Source organism: Cytobacillus oceanisediminis (assembly GCF_022811925.1).
Taxonomy (GTDB): domain Bacteria; phylum Bacillota; class Bacilli; order Bacillales; family Cytobacillaceae; genus Cytobacillus; species Cytobacillus oceanisediminis_D.
On the sequence record NZ_CP065511.1, the window covers coordinates 4,482,077 to 4,505,052 of the forward strand.

Here is a 22,976-nt window from a genome sequence, read left to right on the forward strand (position 1 = left end):
CTCCATACCCCTTTGCCAATTTATTCAACAGTAACCTTCACACTTATATCAAGCGATTTCACAGAATGTGTAAGAAAACCCAGTGAAATAAAATCAACCCCTGTATCGCTGTAAGCTGACAGGTTATCCAACGTTATTCCTCCGGATGCTTCTGTCAGAATCCCATTCGGCACGCTGCTGATCCACTTTCTAATCTCTTCCGGACTCCTGTTGTCAAACATGATTACATCTGCACCTGCTTCAACTGCTTCAAGCACCTGTTCTTTTGTTTCCGTTTCGACTTCAACTTTTACCATATGCCCAATTTTTGACCGCACTTCTTCCACAGCTTTCGAAATTGAGCCTGCAAAAGAAATGTGGTTGTCTTTAATCATGACGGCATCATAGAGGCCATATCGATGATTAAATCCCCCTCCGCATCTGACTGCATATTTTTCAAGCATTCTAAGGCCAGGTGTAGTTTTTCTCGTATCGCAGATTTTCGTATGTGAACTATTTAAGACCCGGACAGCCTCACTTGTTTTTGTTGCAATTCCGCTCATTCTTTGGAGCAGATTTAAGATCACTCTTTCTCCTTTTAATAAATCGGATACAGGCCCTGTGGCTTCAGCAAGGACTTGACCTTTCTCAATCCGTTCTCCATCCTTTACTTTTATATTGACTTCAGCCGCTGGATTCAGCACCTTATAACCTGACCTGATTATTTCTTCTCCGCAAAAAATGCCATTGTCTTTTGCCAGGAAAACCACCTTTCCTGTCTGATTCTCTCCAAAAATAAGTCCGCTTGTCAGGTCACGGTCACCTATATCCTCGAGAAAAAACTGTTCAAGTTGCAATCGCAGCTTTAATTTGTTCATGTTTACCATCCTTTTCAGATTTTCGGGATTGAATAATTCTTTTTCCAAGCCATTCATGACTTTCGAAAGGATAATCCTCCCGGAAATGACCACCCCGGCTCTCTGTCCTCTTTAATGCAGAATCTGTTATCAGATAAGCTGCGATAAGCATGAAAGCCCGTGTCACTTCCTCTATTGAAAGATCATCAAGTTCTGCTTTAATCCATTCTTCAATTTTGCAGCCTTTAAGCCAGGCAAGCTGATCTAAAAGCCCTTCTTTTGTTTTGATAATCCCTGCATTTTTCATCATTCTCATTTTAATATCTTCAATTGGAGGCAAACTTTCTTTGATTAGACATCTGAATTCTGTCTTGGGAAATGTCAGTCCTCTAGCAGGTCCACTTGATGGCTGTTCATTAAGCCACTCCGCAAGCCTTTTGCCCAAATATAAACCTTCCAGAAGGGAGTTGCTTGCAAGCCGGTTAGCGCCATGTATGCCTGTGCATGCAGCTTCACCTATCACATACAGGCCAGGAATGCTGGTGCGGCCCATTAAATCAGTTCTAATTCCTCCCATTAAAAAGTGGCTTCCGGGTGAAACTGGAATTTTCCCAATGCTTAAATCTACTCCATTTTGTTCACAGATTTTTGTTATCGTCGGAAACCTGGATTTAAAGTTTTCAATTGAGGAGATATCCAGGAACACGGCTTTTCCTTCCTCTAAAGAATGAAAAATTGCCTGTGACACAACATGTCTTGGCGCTAAATCTCCCTGTGGATGAAGTCCTGCCATTACTGGTTTCCCGTCTTCTGTAATGAGCCGGCCGCCCTCTCCCCTGACAGCTTCAGAGATTAGCCCCAATGCTTTACCGTCTTTATAGAGAAGTGTGGGATGAAATTGGATGAACTCCATATCAGCAATTTCCGCACCTGCTCTGTACGCTAAGGCAATTCCATCTCCTGTTACGGTATCGGCATTGGATGTATATTCATATAGCTGGCCGCAGCCCCCTGTTGCAAGGACAACATGAGATGAAAAGAATCGATGAATTACACCATTGGTATCTTTTCCTTTTACCCCTATACAACTGCCGTCCGTGTGATTTATCAGCAATTCAAACACGAGAACATTTTCCATGATTCGAACGTTTTGATTCTTCTTTGACAGCATAAAATCAATGACTGTTTTTCCAGTGCTGTCCCCGCCTCCATGAACAATTCTGTTTTCTGAATGAGCCCCTTCCATGCCTAACGCTATTGCTCCTTCAGAATTCATATCAAACAGGCATCCCTCTTGATTAAGCTCTTTTATCAGGGAGGGTGCTTCACTGGTCAGGGACAGCACTGCATCAGAATCATTATGAAACCTTCCTGCTTCGAGTGTATCCATGTAGTGCTTGGATGGGTGATCATTTACTCCCAGGGCAGCCGCAATGCCGCCCTGCGCCATATATGAGTTTCCATTTTTAACTGTTGACTTTGTGAGAACAATCACATTCAAGTCCTGTCGCAGCTTCTTTGCCAACTGCAAAGCGGCTACCCCGCTTCCAATAATCAAAACGTCGGCATTCATTCTTTTTTACCTCCTGTTTTTACAGGTGTCTTGACACCTATATTTACACAGATTTAGAATTATGACAAGAGGTTTTCATAGTTTAAGAGGAACTTCTGTGCTTTTCGAAGGTTTTATTTAAAAAGAGAGAGCAGGTGAGAACATTAAATATTTCGATTATGCAGCATCATGTCCGCTCGATCCAGAAGCGGCAGATGCCTATATAAAAGCCTCAACTGAATACTTTGGCAACTCCCGCAGCCTCCATGATACCGGGAGCGCAGCAGAAGGTCTTCTTGAAAATTGCCGGAGAGAATTGGCCGTAATTTTAGGCGTTGAGAGTGAAGGAATTTACTTTACCAGCGGAGGTACAGAAAGCAATTTACTCGCAATATTAGCCTTGCTGTCTGGCTCTGAAACATCGGGAAAACATATTATAGCGGGAATGGCTGAACATTCCTCTATTCATAGTGTCTTAGAGAAATTACGCCTTGATAAAGGCTATGAAATTACTGAAATCCCCTTTGGAGCGGATGGCCGTATTGACCTAAAAAAATTAAGTTCGGCCATCAGGGATGATACCGTCTTAATTACCATACAGCATGGCAATCCTGAAATCGGCACATTGCAGCCTGTCCTTGAGATCAGCCAGCTTTGCAGGCAAAGACAAATATTGCTGCATAGTGATTGTGTCCATACTTTCGGCAAATCAGACTTAAAAGAAGTCGCCCGCTTTGTTGATAGCCTGTCCTTTTCTGCCCATAAATTTTACGGGCCAAAAGGGGTTGGAGGGGTTTACCTTAAACCCGGCAGGCGGTGGAGCTCCTTCTTACCCGGCGTATCACATGAAAAAGGTTTCAGGCCAGGCACCGTGAACCTTCCGGGAATTGCCGGAATGACAGTGGCTGCACAGAAAGCTTATGTAAATTTAAACAGACATAACAGCCATCTCAAAACACTGCGTGAAGCACTGCTGAAGGAGCTTGAGTCTTCACAGGAGAAATTTGTGTTATACGATTTTGAAGAATCTTACCAGCTTCCATCTACATTGGGACTTCGGCTAAAAGGGGTGGAAGGGCAATATATCATGCTTGAATGCAACAGACTCGGATATGCCGTATCTACAGGAAGCGCATGCAGCACAGGCATGAAAACTGTTTCTAAAACGATGGAGGCCCTAGGGGTTACAGAAAAAAAAGGCAAGGAATTTATCCGGATTTCTTTCGGGTGGAATACTGCTGTTGAGGATGCAAAGTCACTGGGGGGAAAGCTGGCAGAAATGGCACGGGAACTCGTACCGCTCTAATCTTTTATCTTCTGCGGTTTCTTATGTTAGAATGAGACATTATCGAATTATAAGGGTGAGGAAAAATGAAGGAACAAAAAAAGGTGCTCGGAGAGGAGCGAAGGACCTTTCTGCTTCAGCTTCTTAAAGAAAGCGGACAGCCCATTACAGGAGGCGACCTTGCAGCAAAAACAAATGTAAGCAGACAGGTAATTGTTGGGGATATCACCCTTCTAAAGGCAAGAAAAGAGCCAATCATTGCCACGAGCCAGGGTTATATGTATCTTCATCAGGCTTCTCCTGCATCTTCAGCCGAGCGGGTCATTGCCTGCCATCATGACCCCGCGAGGACTGAAGAAGAATTGAATCTGCTTGTCGATCATGGGGTTACAGTAAAAGATGTAAGAATTGAACATCCTGTTTATGGTGACTTAACTGCCTCGGTTATGGTATCAACCCGTCAGGAAGTCAAGCAATTCATGGATAAAATTCAAGCCACAAAAGCTTCCTTCTTATCAGAACTGACAGATGGCATTCACCTTCATACTCTTTCTGCAGCCTCAGAACAGAAACTCGATGAAGCTGAGAAATTATTAAAGGAAGCTGGATTTCTTATTGACCAGGAATAGAGTTAGTCTTTTTTATTTTCAAATAAGAAAAGGATCCGGATATGTATTTGCCAGATCCTTTTCTTATGCTTAATCCTGAAGAACTTTGGTATTTTTATTGCGAAGCTGAAAATATGGATAGCTTCCCAAAACCTTAACGCTGCAGCCCAGTGCCTCCAATTCGGCAACTGCCCCAGGGATAAGGACATCGTCCTGCTTCATATCCACGTCAATGATAAAGAAATAATTTCCCAATCCTGTTTTCATCGGCCTTGATTCAATCTTCGTCAAATTGAGCTTCCTCCAAGCAAATGCCGAAAGCACTTGATGAAGTGCCCCTGACCGATCAGCCGGCAGCGTCACCATAACTGTCGTCTTGTGCCCGGCAAACTCTTTGCGGTCTTCATTGATTGACAGCTCTTTATTGGATAAAACTATGAATTTCGTATGGTTAAAATCAAAATCATGAATATCCTCTTTAACGATCACCAGTCCATAGACTTCTGCCGCTAATTCATTAGCGATGGCGCCTGCCCGCAAGTCTGGATTTTCTTTTACATATTGAGCTGCTGCTGCAGTTGAAGTAGTGCTTTCGCAGGGGATTCCTTTCAGCTCTTTATGCAGAAATTTATGGCATTGTGCAATAGCATGGGAATGGCTATAGACTACATCTGTTTTATCCCATTCCTTAACATGATGGGGATGGACCATAAAGTGCTGGCGAATCGGGGCTGTCAGTTCGCCGATAATTGGAAAATCCACTTCATGGATTAAATAGTCCAATGTAATATTCACTGAGCCTTCCAATGCGTTTTCAAGAGGAACTACCGCCAGCTCTATTTCATTCTCATTTAATGCATCAAAACAGGCAGGTATCGTTGGGTAGGGAACGGCTGTCTCATTCGGAAATAAACTCCTTGCAGCAATATCTGTAAAAGTGGCTTTCGGGCCCAAAAATCCTATCTTCACGGTAATTACCTCCTTTTTCGTCAGACTTATCTTAAATCACTGAAAATTTTCTTTATACTTTATTACTTTAACATATGTATGTAATTTACAAAATAAAAAACTAAAAAAGGGCAGGGTACAGAGCGCATTTTCTCACGCACCCGTCCCCAGCACCTCTACTTTTTCTACAAACTCCAATTTTCGAAGCCTTGCCAAGAGCTCCTCAATCTCGATGCCCATTGCAGTTACATTCAGGGAAAGCGTGACATTTGCCCTTCCCTGGAGTGGAATGGTCTGGTGTATGGTTAGGACATTGCACCCCGATGAAGCCACAACGCCCAATAAATGTGATAAAGTCCCCGATCTGTCTTCCAAATGAAAGAATAAAGTGATCAGCCGTTCTTTGACAACAGTATGGAAAGGAAACACAGTGTCTCTATATTTATAAAAAGCACTTCTGCTCAAATCGACTTTTTGGACAGCATCCCAAACCGATTCAGCTTTTCCCCTTTCGATCATTTCCTTCGCATCCAATGTTTTCTTCATAGCTTCAGGCAAAACATCTTCGCGAACCAAATAAAATTTCTTATCGAATCTATCTTTTCTCATTTCTCCACCCCGTCAATCGAGAAGGTTAGTCAATAAACTCGAATTCATAATCAAGCAGCTTAACGGTATCACCGTCTTTTGCTCCTTTTTCACGAAGAGCATCATCCACACCCATTCCGCGCAGCTGTCTAGCAAATCTGCGGACAGATTCATCTCTTGAGAAATCAGTCATCTTAAAGAGTTTCTCAATAGCATCGCCTGATACGACGAACACTCCTGCAGGGTCTCTCGTAATGACAAATTCCGTCTGTTCAGCCTCATGCTTGTAAAGAACGCGGTGCACACCAGTGTCTTCTTCTTCTTCATGTGACAGAGGAAATTCAGGCGTTTCTTCAAGCTTATCTGCAACGGCAAATAATAGGTCCCTTAACCCTTGTCTTGTTAAAGCGGATATTGGGAAAATCGGATAATCTTCTTCAATCTGTTCTTTAAATTTCTTAAGATTTTCCTCCGCATCAGGCATGTCCATTTTATTGGCCACAATGACTTGAGGCCTTTCAGTGAGACGAAGGTTATACTCTTTTAATTCTTTATTGATGGTTAGATAGTCTTCAAATGGATCCCTGCCTTCAACAGCAGCCATATCGATAACATGCACAATAACTCTTGTTCTCTCAATATGCCGTAAAAATTGATGTCCCAGGCCTACTCCCGAATGGGCACCTTCAATTAATCCAGGCAAGTCTGCCATGACAAAGCTGCGGCCGTCTTCAGTCTCAACCATTCCCAGATTGGGAACAATCGTCGTAAAGTGGTATTCCGCAATCTTCGGTCTTGCTGATGATACAACCGACAGCAGCGTCGATTTTCCAACGCTTGGGAAACCGACTAAACCAACATCAGCTAAAAGCTTGAGCTCCAGCACAACATCTCTTTCCTGGCCCGGTTCGCCATGTTCGGACAATTCTGGAGCAGGATTAGCCGGTGTGGCAAAGCGGGTATTCCCTCTGCCTCCGCGGCCTCCGCGGGCTATAACAGCTCTTTGCCCGTGCTCCGTCAAGTCTGCGATTACTTCCCCTGACTCGGCATCTGATACAACTGTTCCCGGCGGGACTTTAACAATCATGTCTTTTGCATTTCTTCCATGCTGATTTTTAGACATGCCATGCTCACCGCGGGGAGCTTTAAAATGGCGCTGATAACGGAAATCCATTAACGTGCGCAATCCCTCATTCACTTCAAAAACAACATTGGCACCCTTACCGCCATCTCCGCCGGCTGGGCCTCCGTTCGGCACATATTTTTCACGGCGGAAAGCAACCATTCCGTTGCCCCCGTCTCCGCCTTTAACATAAACTTTGACTTGATCGACAAACATATATTATTCCTCCCGTCTGCAGTATGTCCCAATTGTCTGGCATTCAGCCAAATTACCGGCACTGACTGGATCCACCTTTACACTTAAGAAATGCTCCAGCCTGCAGAGTTTCACACTTAGTATTGCTTTCTTCAGCGGAAATCACTCTCTGCCATTCGCAATGAATGGCACAAATAACTCCAGTGCAAGCTCCTCTTCAGCTAATTCCTGAACAGCAGCGGTTATGTCATCGTTCTTCTTTTTGAAGAACTGATCCAATTTATCGATATCTGTTAGTATTCCGCTAAAATCAAAAAAGAAACGAGCCCCTTCTTTTTCATGCCTGATGGATACAGATAAATGATTATCATGGTAAGGCCTTACTGATGAATCCAAAATGGCAAAAAAAGAGCCTGTCCACTCAGAAAGGACAAAGTCATCCAATCTGCCGGAAATGGTATCATCGAGCACCTCATATTCAAGCTGAAAGTAGTGGTTCTCCCAATTATAAGTCAATAAAAGCGAAGCAAACCCAGGAAGGTTTAAATTAGAAAGTCTTGCTTCCTGCTGTGCTTCCACCACAATTTCATCTATGATTTCCTTAGCCCTGTCTACCTTGTTAAGGGAAAGGTTGCCTTTAATTAATTGTATTTTATTCAGCCAGTCATGCCGGGCATGACGCAGCACTTCAATCATATTCCAGTCTTTTTCCATATATGCACTCCTGTATGGTTATTAGGCTGTCAGAAGACTGTGCTTGCTGTAAGTATATCAAAAAACATAAGTACAGTAAGCAAATTTATGTTAAATAAGAAAATATTGCTTATGCGAAGAAGAGCAGCTGTCTTCTAGAGCTATAAATTCATTAGATAAACTATGAAGTGCACTGGCGGATTTTTTGCCAAAAAAAGAAAACCCTAACCTTGTGGGCTAGGGTTTTCTCGAAAAGGCTTACGCCTCTTGAGCTGCAGGATATACGCTCACTTGCTTGCGGTCACGTCCAAGACGCTCGAACTTAACAACACCGTCAACTTTCGCGAATAGTGTGTCATCGCCGCCTTTACCCACGTTTACACCTGGGTAGATCTTAGTACCGCGCTGACGGTATAGAATTGAGCCGCCAGTTACGAATTGTCCGTCCGCACGCTTAGCGCCAAGACGCTTAGAGATTGAGTCACGGCCGTTCTTTGTAGAACCTACTCCCTTTTTAGAAGCGAACAACTGAAGATCTAATTTTAATAGCATTTATTCCACCTCCTGCTTTTTGAAGGTAATCTTTATATACTTCCCGTAGTCTTCTTCAATCGTCTGCAATGAAACAACCATGCCTTCAAGAAGAAGCTGCACTTTCTCATTCATGTCATCCTGAAGATCAGGAAGGACACAGCGGAGAAAGCCATCTCCGTGGCTGATTTCTGGTGTCACGCCGGTTAGGGCATGGACAGCATTAATGGCACCGATGGAAACGGCAGATACGCCTGCACAGACGATATCCTTGCCTCTGTTTGCGAAGAATGCATGACCGCTTATTTCAAACGAATGAATATTTCCGGAATCTTTACGAATAATCGTAACTTCAATCATCTGAATCGCCTAATTAAGCGTTGATTTTTTCAATCACAACTTTAGTGTAAGGCTGACGATGACCTTGCTTCTTACGATAGTTTTTCTTTGCTTTGTACTTAAATACAGTGATTTTCTTTTGACGGCCTTGTTTTTCAACTTTAGCTGTAACAGTAGCACCTTCAACTACAGGGCTTCCTACTTTTACGCTGTCTCCGCCAACGAAAAGAACCTTTTCAAAAGTAACTGTTTCGCCTGCTTCAGCGCTAAGCTTTTCGATGTAGATAGCTTGACCTTCTTCTACACGTAATTGCTTACCGCCAGTTTCGATAATCGCGTACATGAACTGCACCTCCTCTTAGACTAAGACTCGCCATCCCAGGCGCCGACACGAAAAGCGGGCTTATGTACCTGTTCTGTGCGGTTGTAGCACGGGTGCGCTACAAACATAACATAAAAATCCTATCATATAATGATTAATCATGTCAATAAGAATTATATGATTCTCTTTGTTTACACCTAAAAGTAACTTTTTTGCGTGCCTATACAATTATAATGCTAATGTGGTTATTAGGGAAGTGGGAAATAATGCACTAAAAAAGCAGGCGGGGTGGTTAACCCAGCCTGCTTTGAACTAACATAGCTCATTAGCACTGCCAAACTTTCTGATTTCATAAAACGGCTTGCCATTTTCCTTAAAGGAAAAAATAATTTTTAAGCTAATGCTGTCTTCGATTCTTTTTTTATGGGTATCATTCTCCCCTGAGAATACCGCCGCTGTGTCTGGGGTGGTTTCGATTAGGACAGCTTCATGGTCATTGCCCCGATGTTCCCACAGTTCTCTTTCCAGCCTGAAGGCAATGGTTTCAGCACTCAGCACTCTTCCGGCGCCTTCGCATACTTGACACCTTTCGGTAAGTGATTCTGAAATGGCCGGTTTTGTTTTTTTTCGGGTCATCTGGAGGATACCAAGCGGGGTGAATCCAACGAGATTAGTGCGTCTTTCATCTTTTTTCAGCGCATTTTCCATGGTGGAGAGGATATGCTTCCGGTCAGATGCTTCTTTCATGTCGATAAAATCAATTAGGATCATGCCGCCAATATCGCGGAGCCTGATCTGTCTTGCAGCTTCTTCGGCCGCCTGCTCGTTAGTTTTTAACACAGTATCCCTGCGGTCCTGCTTACCGGCGAACTTTCCGGTATTTACATCGATGACTGTTAAAGCTTCAGTTTCATCAAAAATAAGATATGCGCCATTTTCAAGCCATACAATTCGTTTCAGCGCTTTATCAATTTCAGCTTCAACATTAAAAGCGGAGAAGATATTTTCCTTGCCAGTGTGCAGCCGAATTGGCAGGCTGGTGTGTTTCTGGAGAACACTCTTCAGTGTTAAATCGTCCACTGCGATTTCTCCGTCAGCCATTTTCTTCGCTTCTTCTTTAATTTCCTCAATAAAAGAATCCGCTTCGTAAACTTTTCCCGGTTTTTTCTTTGCTTCTGCTGCCCTTAAAAGGTCCCTGTACTCCAGCCTTAGCCTCTCAAGTTCATCTATGAGTTCAATTTCTTTCTTGCTATCACAGGATGTTCTGAAAATCAGCCCTTCATTCTCTTCTTTAGCACGATAGCCAAATTGGCGCCAGTTTTCTCTTGCTTCACTATCCTCAATTTTCTTGGATACAGCAACATAACGGCCATTTGGCATATATATCAGAGAATCTCCTGAGAACTCAATCACACCTGACAATCTCGGTCCTTTGGTTCCGGATGCGTCCTTTTCAACTTGAACAAGTATTCTTTCTCCCTGATGGACAAAAGAAGAGATGCTCTGTTTTTCCTTTACTTGCAATTCTTCAGCAGAACAAACATAGGATGCCAGTTTGTCCCGGTGAATAAATCCGCTTTGAACTTCGCCAATCTCTACAAAAGCTGCATTCAATCCAGGCATTACTTTTGCAACGGTGCCCAAGTAAATATCCCCCACTGATGAACGCTGCTTCGGCTGATCGATAAATAGCTTCTCGACCCTCTTATCTTTTAAATACGCAAATCGGCGCTCTCTTGATGTATAATTTACAACTAACATATCCAAAACTTTTTCCTCACTTTAAAACATTATTTATTCAGCTAAAAAAACTTGCTCTTCAGTAAACATAAAGCAAATCTCCAATTTTAGCGGTCAGCACTTTTTCTGCAAAGCACGCATGCAGCAGTTCATTTTCATCTAATGCACCCTTCTCTTTCCCGTCCTTTTCAACAATGATTGGGTGTTTGCATCCTCGCTGAAATCTTTCCAGAACGTCAATAACCAATTCTTCTTCACTGACAACGATTGGTTTTAATGTCCGAAAGTCACTGTGTTTCCCATAGTATCTTTCGAGGAGAAAGCGGATGAATATGAATCGGCTCTGCTTCCATTCATGATATAGCGAAAACACCAAAAAAGCGAGGACTACCCATATATTCAAGTTAACAGGAGAGGTCAGCAAAGTTAATATAATGAAACTGATTAAACCCGCAGCCGAAATGAAAAGTGTTTTTCTGTGCGCTTCCGGAAATGCCTGATTATGAGAAAGCCATAAAAACACAAGCTTTCCTCCATCCAATGGCCAGACAGGGAGCAGATTAAAAATCAGGATCATTAAATTGAATTGAATAAACAGGTGAAAAATATCAGCAGACACCCAGGAGAGCTCATAAAATAACAGCGCCGCCCCCATCATCCAAATATGCTGAAGCGGCCCTGCTATAATGACTACGATCTCCTCTTTCAGCGGCCGGTTTCCGTGTTCATCCATTTCCGCTACTCCGCCAAATGGCAAGAGGGCAATCTTTTTTATTCTCCAGGAATAAAGGGATGCTGCAGCGGCATGGCCCATTTCATGAACGAAGATAATCAGGAGAAGCATGCATAATTCCATAAAATGAGCAGTCGCGACAGATAGTCCGATAATGGCCCATAACAAAGGATGAATATGAATATATTTAATTAATCCTGTTATTTTATTCAAATGGGATCACCTGGATCGGATTTATAAAATCATCATCTTTTTTAATCGCGAAATAAAAAGAACCTTTTTCTCCATCACCGGCGTCACCTGACGTGCCTATACCGGTTCCTTTTTCAACATATTGATATAAATTCACATTAATTTCAGCCAAATTGCCATACCAGGACTCACTTTTATCACCATGCTGAATAATAACCGTATTTCCGAAACCATCTTTCTTTCCAGCAAACCGTACGAGCCCTTCACTCATTGCTTCAATGGTAGCTTCCTTTCCTGTTTCGATCGTTATTCTTTGTCCATTATCATTGAAGTCTTCCAGGATTTTTGCAGAAGCAGGCAATGCATACTCACTGTTTTCTTCAACGTTCTTCTCATCTTTTTTACCATCTGAAAATGGAAGCAGGGCCAGCGGTTTTCCAAATTGCTCCTCATACCAGCCGGAAACCGCGGCGAATTGAAAATCTTTCTCCATGGCTGCCTTTACAAAATCTCTTGCAGGATCAAATGTCGCAGCCTGGTTTTTAAAAAGAATAGCAGCGAATAAAAAAATACAGGCAGAAGCAAGCAATTTGAAAAGAAATAGTTCCTTTCGAAATAAGGGGTGATTTCCCTCATCGAGATTGCTCTCATATGAAGGCAGCTTATTAAACCCATACCGCTCTTCATCTTCTGTCCAAAGAACAGTTGAGTCTCTCTTTTTTGAGAATCTTTCTTTCTCCTTTTTTCTCCGCTCGATTCTCTTGCGTATTTCATCCGCTCTTGAATTCATAATATCCCCACCATTTCTATATAGCTCTATTTGTACAAGTTTATGAGTTGTCCAAATAGAGTATGACTTGAAGTGGGTGTCTGAGATAAAAAAATAAACCGGAGAAGGCTCCCCGGCTTTAGTTCAACAAATTTCAATTATTTAACACCAAAAAACTTTTTTAGTTTCGAGAATACACCTTTATTCTCCTCTTCAAGAGGCTGAAGCGGAACAGCTTCACCAAGTATGCGGCGGGCGATATTACGGTAAGCAACAGAAGCTTTGCTGTTAGGGTTTAAAGCAATAGGCTCACCATGATTGGATGCTTTGATCACTTCATCATCATCTGCCACAATTCCAATTAAATCAATCGACAAATGAGCGGTTATTTCATCGACATCGAGCATGTCGCCATTTTTCATCAAATGGCTTCTAATTCTATTTATTATCAGTTTTGGAGCCTCTACATTTTCCTCTTTTTCAAGCAAGCCGATAATCCGGTCAGCATCACGTACGGCTGAAACTTCAGGAGTGGTAACAACAATTGCTTTATCTGCACCGGCAACAGCATTTTTGTACCCCTGCTCAATTCCAGCAGGGCAGTCTATGACAATATAGTCATAATCCTGCTTTAATTCATCGACCAGCTTTTTCATCTGTTCTGGTGTAACAGCCGTCTTATCACTTGTTTGAGCAGCAGGAAGCAAATACAGCAAATCATCAAACCGTTTGTCTTTAACCACAGCCTGATGTATTTTGCACCGGCCTTCGACTACATCGACCAGATCATAAATAATGCGGTTTTCCAGTCCCATCACCACATCAAGATTTCGAAGGCCAATGTCTGTATCCACCAGGCACACTCTTTTCCCCTGAAGGGCCAGAGCAGTACCTACATTTGCGGAAGTAGTCGTTTTTCCGACTCCGCCTTTTCCGGACGTAATGACAATCGCTTCTCCCATCCTAGCTTCCCCCTTGCAATCTAGTAATATTAGGTCTTAGATGCATTAATACTTGTAATCTATCTACGGTTATTTGATCATCTTCATCTATGTAAGCACATTCCATTTCTCTTTTTTCGTCATCCTGATCCTTGTCAGGAGCCCGGTTAATACAATTGCTGATCCTTAATTGGGATGGTTTCATAAGCGAAGCAACGACCACGGCTTCCTTATTCCCATGGCATCCGGCATGGGCTATGCCTTTTAGCGCCCCCATTATAAATATGTTTCCTCCAGCCATGACAGTGCCCCCGGGATTTACATCTCCGATAAGAAGCAGATCTCCCGCCACTTCTAGAACCTGCCCGGAACGAATCACCTTCGCGACAGATACAATTTCGTTTTCTTCCTTCTGTTTTTCAGCTTCTTCTTTGGTAATGACATTGGAGCTAATAGACTCAACGATCAGGTTCTTCTTTTGCCTGATTAACTCCTTCAATTCTTCCTGCTGCTCTTCTGTGAGGTAACGGTTGCCGACTTGTACCCTCACTGAAAGAAGCCGGTCTTCAACAGATCTGGAGTTTTCTGAAAGCTTTCTATCAAGTTCTTTCTTCAGCTCTCCATATGAACAGGAATCATCGAGATGCAAAGTCAGACCATCTTTCGTCCCTTTTATTGTAACGTTTTGGCTTTTTTTCATTTCAAGATGTTCACCTCAATGATAAGAAACACATAAGTGCTGTTGGCACTCTATTTTAAAGCAGTCCATGATCTGCTATTTTTTCAAACAGCCGCAGGACCATTTTTTAACAAATTATGTCAATTATCCCTATCCAATTTGCCCATAAAGGTAGAATTCGACAGAAACCTTCTAAATTCCTTTTTTCCTAAAAATTATTCATTTAAAAGAAACCGGATTAATCCGGTTTCTTTTAAATGAATTGTGAAATTATATCACTTCGAACGGTTAGTCGTTTAAGCTATCTGCAAATTTTTCCGAAAGTCTTTTAAATGGATAAACAGCTAATATAATGAAAATGGCATTTAATATTAGAGTTGGCACGAGACGGGACGAAAGAAAGGCTGCAAAGACCATATCAGTATGATGAATTAATAAGTTCATCTGGTAGACACCGGCCTCAAGGAGGGTGATGCCTAAGAGCACAATGATGGAAGCCATAGCCATATTCGTCTGAAGAATTTTCATTAGTTTGGTTGTAATAAAAGCAATGACTGGAAATAGAAACAGGTAAATGCCGATAATTTCCACGTACACAATATCAAAAAGCAAGCCGAATAATAAACCGTAAAGAATTCCGTGCTTTCTTGAACCAAAAATGGTCAAAAAAAGCAATCCGGCCATCAGGAAACGGGGAATTGCTATTTTTCCGCTGCCTAACAAATCATGCGGAGTTAATTGAACAAATATGCTTTCACCGATAAATAAGGCCAGGAGTATGAGTGGAAGAAGGAATCTTCTCACAGTTCCTCCTCCTTCTCATCAACCATTTCCATTAGTTCAGGCTGTAAAGCACCTCTTTTAACAACCATTACATGTCCAATATCGTAGAAATCTGCCCCCGGCTTAACATAGGCGGTCTGGGTAAGACCAAATTCATCAGGAACAACATCAACAACCTTCCCAATCGGAAGGCTCTCAGGAAAGACGCCGCCTAGACCTGATGTAATAACGTTTTGATCCTTTTTTACCTTTGCATCATAAGGAATTCGCTTAAGCAAAAGAAGACCTTTTTCTTTATCATAGCCTTCAATCAGACCGAAAAAGTTATTCTCGCCTGCCTGAATTTTAGCAGAGATGCGATTTGTCGGGTCCATTGAACTAAGAAGCTGAACTGTTGAAGTAAAGGTATTGCTACTTTTCACTTTGCCGATCAGGCCTTTAGACGTAATGACAGCCATGTTCGGTTCAATGCCAGCATTTTTCCCTTTATTAATGATAAGCAATTCATGCCATCTGTCGGGATTTCTTCCTATAACAGTTGCCTGCTTTGGCTCAAATTCACTTAAAGAGTCTTTCTTATCCAAAATCTCACGAAGTTCTGTATTATCCTTTTTCAGCCGCTGAACCTCAGACTCAAGGCGTGCAAGTTCATCCAGTCTTGTCTTCAAATCTTTATTTTCTTTGTATGTATTTTGCAAGTCTTCGATATTTTCAAAGAATCCTGCCACATAATTCACAGGGCTGGAAACAGCATTTTGTATAAACCCGGTAGTATCTTTTAAAAATTGTTCAGGCCAGGTCAAATTTTCTCTATCTTTTAAAGAAAATCCAATCAATGCCACGAGAATAATAATGCTGACAAGCAAAATAATCAGGCGTTTGTTCAGAAAGAACTGTGGCATCCGTTACACCTCGATTAATATTTTTTCAGGAAAAATTGCGCCATTCAGGCACTGCTCAACAAAATATAACATATATCTGCGAAATTATCATTTCACTTAGAAAAGCGGAAGCGCCTTGCCCACCCCCGACACCTCGAGGGGGTAGGCGCTGCAGCTAGACAGTTCTCGACGTTCAAAATGTTTTCTTATTTTATAAACCAAATTTGAGCCCATGCACTTATTAAGAAGTGAATGGGCTTTTTCATTTTCTTATTCAGGATTCAATTTATCTGGATTCTTTAGCTTTCGTTTTGAATAAATCGATATGGTCAAGAGCTTTTCCAGTACCAATTGCGACACAGTCCAATGGGTTTTCTGCAATAAGGACAGGCATTTTCGTTTCTTCGCTGATTACCTTGTCCAGGTTGCGGAGAAGCGCTCCCCCGCCAGTAAGGACAATACCTCGGTCCATAATATCTGCCGCTAGTTCAGGAGGAGTTTTTTCAAGAGTATTTTTTACTGCATCCACAATTGCATAAACAGTATCATTCAACGCTTTTGAAATTTCTTCAGCAGTAATTTCAATTGTTTTTGGCAGGCCTGTCAGCAGATCGCGGCCGCGTATTTCCATGTTTTCGACGCCTTCCGGATCTCCAGCAGAACCCACTTCCACTTTAATCGTTTCTGCTGTACGGTCACCAATCATTAAGTTGTAATTTTTGCGGATATAATTGATGATCGCGTCATCCATTTCATCACCGGCAATGCGGATGGATTGGCTCGTAACAATTCCGCCCAAGGAAATGATGGCTACTTCAGTAGTACCTCCCCCGATATCGACCACCATGCTTCCTGTCGGTTCCCAAACAGGAAGATTAGCCCCGATTGCAGCGGCAAACGGCTCTTCGATGGTATAAGCATCGCGTGCCCCTGCCTGGCGGGTGGCATCGACTACAGCACGTTCTTCAACGGCTGTAATGCCGGATGGCACACAAACCATTACATATGGCTTGCCTGAAAAGAAGCCCTTATTTTTATTGGCCTGTTTAATATAATATTTCATCATGACAGCGGTTGTTTCATAATCCGCAATTACGCCATCCTTCATTGGACGCAGAGCGACAATATTGCCGGGTGTACGGCCGATCATATTTTTTGCGTCATTGCCGACTGCTACAATATTTTTAGTATCTGTCTGCAGAGCTACTACTGACGGCTCTCTGACAACAATTCCTTTTCCTTTCACATAGACAAGTGTATTAGCTGTCCCTAAATCTATTCCAAGGTCTCTAGTACCGATTCCAAACATAAATGGTATCTCCCTTTCTGATACAAATTGCTCATTTTCCTAAGTAAGGTATTTTAATGGAATTTTCTTTAATTTTTCTAGTACAATGAACCTCCAAAAAGCAAGGCATCTCAAAAATCATAACCATTATTATAGCGCAACGTCAAATAAAAACATAGTGTTATAAATACCCTTTTTCCTTTAAACTGACAAATTTATTTTCACCGATGATAAGATGGTCCAGCACATCGATGCCGATTATTTTTCCGGACTCTGCAAGTCTCTTGGTTACTTCAATATCTTCCCGGCTTGGAGTCGGATCACCGCTCGGATGATTATGAATGCAGATAATGGACGCAGCCGATCTGCGAAATGCCTCTTTAAAGACCTCTCTCGGATGAACAATTGAAGCATTCAGGCTTCCAATAAAGATAGTCTGCTTATGCAGCACCTGATTTTTTGTATTTAAATAAAGGCATACAAAATGTTCCTGAGACAGGAATCGCATTTCATGCATAACATAATTTGCTCCATCCTCAGGAGAACGGATAATATATCTGTCGTCATATGTGAGATTGGAAATCCTCCGGCCGATTTCAACTGCTGACAGCAGCTGAATTGCCTTTGCAGATCCTATTCCTTTAATGGCCGTTATTTCATCCAGGGACGCATCCTTTAATAGCCGGAGTCCTTCAAAATGGGTAAGAAGCCTATTCGCTAATTGCAGAACAGATTCATCTTTCGTACCTGTTCTGAGTAAAATCGCTATCAGTTCATGATTGGATAAGCTTTGCGGACCATTTTGGACAAAGCGCTCACGAGGGCGTTCATCTTGAGGGAAATCTTTAATCAATAGAGTATCCGTTTGCATATTTTCCTCCCTAAACTCTGGGGCCAGGGAGCTGAAGATGAAAAAAGTATATTAAGGAAGCGAATACCCCGCTTTCCTTAATTCACGAACCGTTCTAGAGACAGGAAGGCCCACAACAGAGAAATAATCTCCGGTTATGCTTTTTACGAGCATGCTGCCAATGCCTTGTATCCCATATGCACCTGCCTTGTCAAATGGTTCACCGGTGCCAATATAAGAGTTAATTTCTTCATCCGTTAACTCCCAGAACACCACATCAGTTTTTTCATAAAATGTAATTACATTTTCAGGCGCCACGATGGATACACCTGTGTAAACAGAATGGGTGGTTCCAGACAGACTTTTGAGCATAGTGAAGGCTTCCTTGCTGCTGCCTGGCTTTCCTAAAACATTGCCGTCTTTAACTACAACTGTATCTGAGCCAATTACATATGAATCAGGATGTTTATTAAATACAGCCTGTGCCTTTCTAAGGGCAAGCTCCTTCACGATTTCTCCTGGTGACAGCACTGGATTAAAACTTTCATCGACATCACTGCTGGAGACTTCAAATTTCAAATGAAGATTTTCAAGAAGTTCTTTTCGCCGCGGGGAAGAAGAGGCTAAAATGAGGTTTTGCATGTAATCACCTTACCTTTATGTATCATATTGGGAGATACAGGTTAATCGTATCAAAAAATTGCCAGACAAACAATTTTAAAGAGGTAATTTATAGATATTTTTATCATAAATTATCGAATAATGACAAAAAGAAAGAGTCTGTCTAAATTTCCCGAACAGACTCCATTTAATATGTGATATTTCCCAGAAAATATTCGAATCGGATATTATTATGGCACAATATGCCGGGTCCTTACTGCCCGTCTGACTGCAGCAAGGTCTGATAAGCAGCAAGAAACGCCAGCAGGTGCTCCTGAATTTTACCGGCTGATGCAGAATCACCTGTCTGCTGGTATGTGTCTATTTGCTTCGAAGCATCCAAAAGTTCTTCTCTTATAGAAATCAGGCTTTTATTTTTAATTTGATCGGCCGGCAGATCATTCACTGCCTTGCTATGATTTTTTATTTCCTCAGCCGCCTCAGGGGTTATGGAGCTGCCGAGAGAGGCACTGGCTGCACCTTCTGAAAGGCTTTGATAAAAAGCAGGAGCATTTTCAGCCAGTTTTTTCTCTTCGGCATTCAGCCCTTCAATTGCTTTACCTTCAAAGGCAACTTCTTTTGCAAATACATCAATCCCTTTGCTTTTTAGATCCGCACCTATTTCCTTAGCCTGATCAAGGCTTCCCGATACCCCTAAAAAAAGAAAAGTCTGCTCACCTATATTTATTGATTGGCTATAGACTCCCTTTTGTGTGTTAGCTTCCTGGATTTGCTGTGCTGCTTCACTGTTTGAGAAAACGCCGCCTTGAACTACGTATGCTGTTAGTGTCTCTAAAGCGGCAGCTGCAGCGGGAGTCTGCTGATTTGATGCTGCCGGAGTGTCATTAATTGGGGGCGCCAGAGTTTCTGCTGCCTGATCTGTAAATACAAGCTTCAGCATGATGAATCCAAAGCTGGTCCCGAGCAGTACAGCAAAAAATACAGCCAGAAAAATGGATGTTAAGAATCCTTGCTTATTTCTTCCCTGGAATTTTTTAGCCAGTGTGCTCAGCCCATTTTTAGCTGGTGATTTAGGAGGAGCTGCTTTTTTATATTCCTTTATATCCGCATCCTCCGTTTCCTCAGGCAGAATCCAATCGAAGCTGTCATCCGCCTCTTTGCCGGCCGCTGTTTGTATGGATGCGAAAAATTCAGTTTGTTCCTGCTTTTTCTGTCTATCCAGCTGTCTCGGATCCCATGCTTTCTCCTGCATTTCTTCCTTCTTCTCCTGAAACGGACGGTCCTTGCCATTTATCTTAATCGTGATCGTTTTTTCGCTTTTAGGCTTGTCCACATCTCATCCTCCTTCCGTGCCGTTTCCTGAATTGTTTTCATCCTAACATAAGGAAAAAAAAAAATAACAAGACTTTTGTCGTCTTGTTACGGAAGGATTTCGTCAAATTTTTCATTTGGATTTTCGTTTAATTTTCTGTAATTAAATCAGGGTCTAATTTATTTATGGGGATTCCTTCATTGCCATCAGAATAGCATAAACTTCGCTTTTCGCCTTTAAAACAAACAGCGGTTATGGATTTTCCGCTGAAATATAACAAACAAAGAGTCTATCATTTCCACATTTTATTTTATATAAAAAGAAATATAAATTACGAAAAAAACCGATCTTATTCTCATTAACTCCGGCAATTCTGAGTATCTTTTATAGGAATAAGCTAAAGTACCATTCTATCAATTCATTGCCATAAAAGTAGGCAATTATTGTTCCTATACCAATAAAAGGACCGAATGGAATTGGTTTCCCCTTTTTCACAACTCCTATAAACATGCCTATACCACCTAGAAATGCTCCAAACAAAGTGGCTAGAAAAAACGAAAGCAAAACAAGCTTCACACCTAAAGCAATACCAATAACTGAGTATAGCTTTATATCACCTCCACCCATGCCGCCTTTACTGATTACAGCTATAAATAAAAGTAGTAAAAAACCAAGTACCCCACCTGCTAAACTGTCCCACCAAGGAGAAAGAGGAATAAGAATACGTTCTGCTGTTAGGGTCACACCAAAAACTAAGAGAACTTTATTTGGAATGATCATATATTTATAGTCAGATACAAATATAATGACCATAAGAGAAACTAGTGTCCAGGCAACAATCAACTCGGAAGTCCACCCTAAAATTAATGGAGCAGCAGCAAACAAAGTACCTGTCGCAAGCTCCACAGCCGGATATAAGACTGAAACTGACACCTTACAGCGCCTGCATTTTCCACCTAGAAATACATAAGAAAAAATTGGGACAAGCTCCAAATATGATAAAGTATGCTTACAGTGTTTACAATGTGACCTCGGCTTTACTATTGATTGATTTTCAGGAACTCTTAGGCCAACTACATTGTAGAAGGAACCTAGTATGGAACCGAATAAAAATAATATTATTAAGAGATTTAGCATAAATATTAACGCGTCGGCTCAGGCACAAGAAAGCTGATTTCCTCAGTGTCCTATTATATTATAGAGGTCCTCAAATATTGTTATATGCCCGCAGCTTGTTTCCTCCTTCAAAATTTGTAAAAATAAAAGTTGCTCAATTGAATATGAATATGCTTGAACAGTAGATGTGTAATCTTTATGAACTTTAATGATTTAAGAGGTAAAAGAAAATTCCTCAAGTATATATTAATAACATTATACCAATACACCCATAAGAACAATATATCTAATAGGTAAAAAGGTTTATTTTTGCACAAAAAAATCCTTTTGACAAACAAAAGGATTTTCACTTCACATACTCCGCAACCCTATTCCTCCCTGCGCGCTTAGCTCCAACATATAAAGCTCGGTCAGCATGGCGTATAAGGGCCAGTGAATCATCAGCATCTTCAGGTGCAGCAGCTACCCCAATAGAGGCGGTTATATAAACTTTTGTGCTGCTGTGGCTTCCATCGATATTCTGTTTGAGTATGAATGGACGGTTGGCAATGGTCTGCCTGATTAGCTCTGCCCAGCCTATCGCATCGTCTTTGCTGGTATCAGGCATTAAGACAACAAATTCCTCGCCGCCATATCGGGCAGCAATTCCTGCCGTATCTATTAAATTTGTCAGCCGATCAGCCAGTTCGCAGAGGATTTCATTACCGCTTTGGTGCCCATAAGTATCGTTCACTTTTTTAAAATGATCGATGTCAAGTATGATGAGTGAGAGGATTTCTCTTTCACCATTTTGCAATCTGCTGAATTCTTCATTTAATTTAGCTTCCATATATCTATAATTGAATAGTTCCGTTAACGCACAGCGCTCGCTTTTGGCTTTTGTTTCCTCATAGTGCTTTGCATTCTCAATTGCTATCGCAAAATGCGAACATAAAATATCGACAATCATGAGCTGTGACTTTTCATATGCCCTCTTTTTTGCAGAAGAAAGCAGCAGAATCCCCAATACTTCATTACTTCGGACTATCGGAACACAAATAATGCTTTCGGCATCTACAGGCAAGAATTCCTTAGCAATGCTTTTCCATTTCTTCCTCGAATGGAAAAGGGCAGATTTTCGGGTGCCCAAAACCAATCCGCTGATTCCCTCACTCTTTTTGGTAGGCTTAAGGTCATTCGGCTTTATTTGGCCACGCTCAATTCGGTAAATCGTGTGAAGTTCATCGTTATCCTTAATATCCAGAATATAGGCATAGTCAACAGGCATCATTTCGCTCAATTTCAAAATGAAAAGCTCCATAACCTCATCCACATCAAGGCGCTCTGCCATTTGATGCCCTATATCTGCGGCTTTTTGAAGGTAATCAATAACCTTTTCACTTGAGTAATAAAGATGAAGAATAATTGAAAGACTTACAAATGGCACCCCTACAAACAGCAGTGCAAGAATTCCCACTTCAGCATATAAAATGTAAAGGATAAGGCCAATCGGGAATGTTATGAGAGAGGTAATAGTTTCCCATATAAGGTCTTTTTCCAGAAAAGATATTTTCCTGCCATACAATGCAGCCTGAATTACGCTGATCAATACCTGATTTAGAGTAAAATGGATTACTGGGTATGCTGCAGCAACCCAGAAATATTGGGGATTGGCTATTAGATCTACGCCTATTTTGCCTCCCATTGCAAAGTAAGCCAGCCCGCTCAATAAAGATAATGTAAAGAACAGAAGTGAGTTAAGCGGCAGACGAAACAGCTGATCCTTTTGTATTTTCAGCCTTAAAAGAAGTACCAGGATCCCCAATTGGACCATTATCATTTCAGCAAGGAGCCCAAAGGTTAAAAACACTGCCATCGTAACCCATTGAATTAAAAAGATTGGTGTATTATTGATTACCATCGGCATGGAAGAAACGAAAAACATCAATATGAAAAAGGCAAACAAACTGATTCCCTGTCCTGAAAAATCGGGAGGGTAAAAATGATAGGTTAGCATGGAACCTGCAGGAAATATCAGTATCCATAATAACCATATTATTTTTTTGGCTTGT

General features: G+C 41.6%; 24 protein-coding genes and 1 other annotated feature. Of the genes, 2 read left to right on the top strand and 22 right to left on the bottom strand.

Going from position 1 to position 22,976, the window contains the following annotated elements; all coding sequences use genetic code 11:
* Positions 1-20: 20 nt before the first annotated feature.
* Both nadC and nadB read right to left on the bottom strand, forming a co-directional pair.
* Complete coding sequence (gene nadC, locus IRB79_RS22545; protein ID WP_243505040.1) at positions 21-857, bottom strand: carboxylating nicotinate-nucleotide diphosphorylase; 837 nt, start codon at positions 855-857, stop codon at positions 21-23.
* On the bottom strand, positions 826-2,409 hold the full coding sequence (nadB, locus tag IRB79_RS22550; RefSeq protein ID WP_243505042.1) for an L-aspartate oxidase: 1,584 nt from the start codon (positions 2,407-2,409) through the stop codon (positions 826-828). Before nadB ends, nadC begins: the two co-directional genes overlap by 32 nt.
* Before the next feature lie 202 nt (positions 2,410-2,611).
* On the opposite strand from nadB, the gene IRB79_RS22555 reads away from it, so the two are divergent.
* Entirely contained in the window at positions 2,612-3,694 is a 1,083-nt protein-coding gene (locus IRB79_RS22555; protein ID WP_347815363.1) for an IscS subfamily cysteine desulfurase, read from the top strand.
* 65 nt (positions 3,695-3,759) lie between these two features.
* Entirely contained in the window at positions 3,760-4,302 is a 543-nt protein-coding gene (locus tag IRB79_RS22560; protein ID WP_243505043.1) for a transcription repressor NadR, read from the top strand.
* A gap of 69 nt (positions 4,303-4,371) precedes the next feature.
* Here IRB79_RS22560 and pheA read toward each other — a convergent pair whose 3' ends face one another.
* The 20 genes from pheA to IRB79_RS22660 all read right to left on the bottom strand — a co-directional run bounded on the left by pheA (position 4,372) and on the right by IRB79_RS22660 (position 22,921).
* Entirely contained in the window at positions 4,372-5,250 is an 879-nt protein-coding gene (gene pheA, locus IRB79_RS22565; protein ID WP_243505044.1) for a prephenate dehydratase, read from the bottom strand.
* 132 nt (positions 5,251-5,382) lie between these two features.
* Positions 5,383-5,838: an ACT domain-containing protein gene (locus tag IRB79_RS22570; protein WP_243505045.1), complete on the bottom strand. Its 456-nt coding sequence runs from the start codon at positions 5,836-5,838 to the stop codon at positions 5,383-5,385.
* A gap of 25 nt (positions 5,839-5,863) precedes the next feature.
* Positions 5,864-7,156, bottom strand: a complete 1,293-nt coding sequence (gene obgE / locus IRB79_RS22575; protein ID WP_243505046.1) for a GTPase ObgE — start codon at positions 7,154-7,156, stop codon at positions 5,864-5,866.
* Between the two features lie 141 nt (positions 7,157-7,297).
* A complete protein-coding gene (locus tag IRB79_RS22580; protein WP_243505048.1) occupies positions 7,298-7,849 on the bottom strand; it encodes a sporulation initiation phosphotransferase B in 552 nt (183 codons plus the stop codon).
* A gap of 237 nt (positions 7,850-8,086) precedes the next feature.
* Positions 8,087-8,380, bottom strand: coding sequence for a 50S ribosomal protein L27 (rpmA, locus tag IRB79_RS22585; protein ID WP_009333115.1), 294 nt, complete (start codon positions 8,378-8,380; stop codon positions 8,087-8,089).
* Positions 8,381-8,719 carry a ribosomal-processing cysteine protease Prp gene (locus IRB79_RS22590; RefSeq protein WP_206838928.1) on the bottom strand — a complete coding sequence of 113 codons (339 nt, stop codon included), beginning with the start codon at positions 8,717-8,719 and terminating at the stop codon, positions 8,381-8,383.
* Positions 8,720-8,732: 13 nt separating this feature from the next.
* The gene (gene rplU, locus IRB79_RS22595; protein WP_009333117.1) at positions 8,733-9,041 is read right to left on the bottom strand and encodes a 50S ribosomal protein L21; all 309 of its coding nucleotides are present in this window, start codon (positions 9,039-9,041) and stop codon (positions 8,733-8,735) included.
* Between the two features lie 13 nt (positions 9,042-9,054).
* Positions 9,055-9,134 (bottom strand) — a sequence feature (ribosomal protein L21 leader region).
* A gap of 198 nt (positions 9,135-9,332) precedes the next feature.
* On the bottom strand, positions 9,333-10,781 hold the full coding sequence (locus IRB79_RS22600; protein WP_243509622.1) for an Rne/Rng family ribonuclease: 1,449 nt from the start codon (positions 10,779-10,781) through the stop codon (positions 9,333-9,335).
* A 58-nt stretch (positions 10,782-10,839) separates the two neighbouring features.
* On the bottom strand, positions 10,840-11,706 hold the full coding sequence (locus IRB79_RS22605) for a M50 family metallopeptidase (RefSeq protein WP_243505049.1): 867 nt from the start codon (positions 11,704-11,706) through the stop codon (positions 10,840-10,842).
* The gene (locus IRB79_RS22610) at positions 11,699-12,475 is read right to left on the bottom strand and encodes a M23 family metallopeptidase (protein ID WP_243505050.1); all 777 of its coding nucleotides are present in this window, start codon (positions 12,473-12,475) and stop codon (positions 11,699-11,701) included. The genes IRB79_RS22605 and IRB79_RS22610 overlap by 8 nt, the downstream gene beginning before the upstream one ends.
* 137 nt (positions 12,476-12,612) lie before the next feature.
* Positions 12,613-13,416, bottom strand: a complete 804-nt coding sequence (minD, locus tag IRB79_RS22615) for a septum site-determining protein MinD (protein WP_243505052.1) — start codon at positions 13,414-13,416, stop codon at positions 12,613-12,615.
* Position 13,417: 1 nt separating this feature from the next.
* Positions 13,418-14,095 (bottom strand): septum site-determining protein MinC, encoded by a 678-nt coding sequence (gene minC / locus IRB79_RS22620; RefSeq protein ID WP_243505053.1) that lies wholly within the window; start codon positions 14,093-14,095, stop codon positions 13,418-13,420.
* Positions 14,096-14,362: 267 nt separating this feature from the next.
* Complete coding sequence (gene mreD / locus IRB79_RS22625) at positions 14,363-14,878, bottom strand: rod shape-determining protein MreD (protein WP_243505055.1); 516 nt, start codon at positions 14,876-14,878, stop codon at positions 14,363-14,365.
* On the bottom strand, positions 14,875-15,759 hold the full coding sequence (mreC, locus tag IRB79_RS22630; protein ID WP_243505057.1) for a rod shape-determining protein MreC: 885 nt from the start codon (positions 15,757-15,759) through the stop codon (positions 14,875-14,877). The genes mreD and mreC overlap by 4 nt, the downstream gene beginning before the upstream one ends.
* Positions 15,760-16,024: 265 nt before the next feature.
* Positions 16,025-17,047, bottom strand: a complete 1,023-nt coding sequence (locus IRB79_RS22635) for a rod shape-determining protein (protein ID WP_035331317.1) — start codon at positions 17,045-17,047, stop codon at positions 16,025-16,027.
* A gap of 160 nt (positions 17,048-17,207) precedes the next feature.
* Positions 17,208-17,897, bottom strand: a complete 690-nt coding sequence (radC, locus tag IRB79_RS22640) for a RadC family protein (protein WP_243505058.1) — start codon at positions 17,895-17,897, stop codon at positions 17,208-17,210.
* 51 nt (positions 17,898-17,948) lie between these two features.
* Positions 17,949-18,518, bottom strand: a complete 570-nt coding sequence (locus tag IRB79_RS22645; RefSeq protein WP_243505059.1) for a Maf family protein — start codon at positions 18,516-18,518, stop codon at positions 17,949-17,951.
* 232 nt (positions 18,519-18,750) lie between these two features.
* Entirely contained in the window at positions 18,751-19,830 is a 1,080-nt protein-coding gene (locus IRB79_RS22650; RefSeq protein ID WP_243505060.1) for a hypothetical protein, read from the bottom strand.
* A 363-nt stretch (positions 19,831-20,193) separates the two neighbouring features.
* Entirely contained in the window at positions 20,194-20,946 is a 753-nt protein-coding gene (locus IRB79_RS22655) for a prepilin peptidase (protein ID WP_243505061.1), read from the bottom strand.
* Between the two features lie 325 nt (positions 20,947-21,271).
* Positions 21,272-22,921: a sensor domain-containing diguanylate cyclase gene (locus tag IRB79_RS22660; protein ID WP_243505062.1), complete on the bottom strand. Its 1,650-nt coding sequence runs from the start codon at positions 22,919-22,921 to the stop codon at positions 21,272-21,274.
* Between the last annotated feature and the right edge of the window lie 55 nt (positions 22,922-22,976).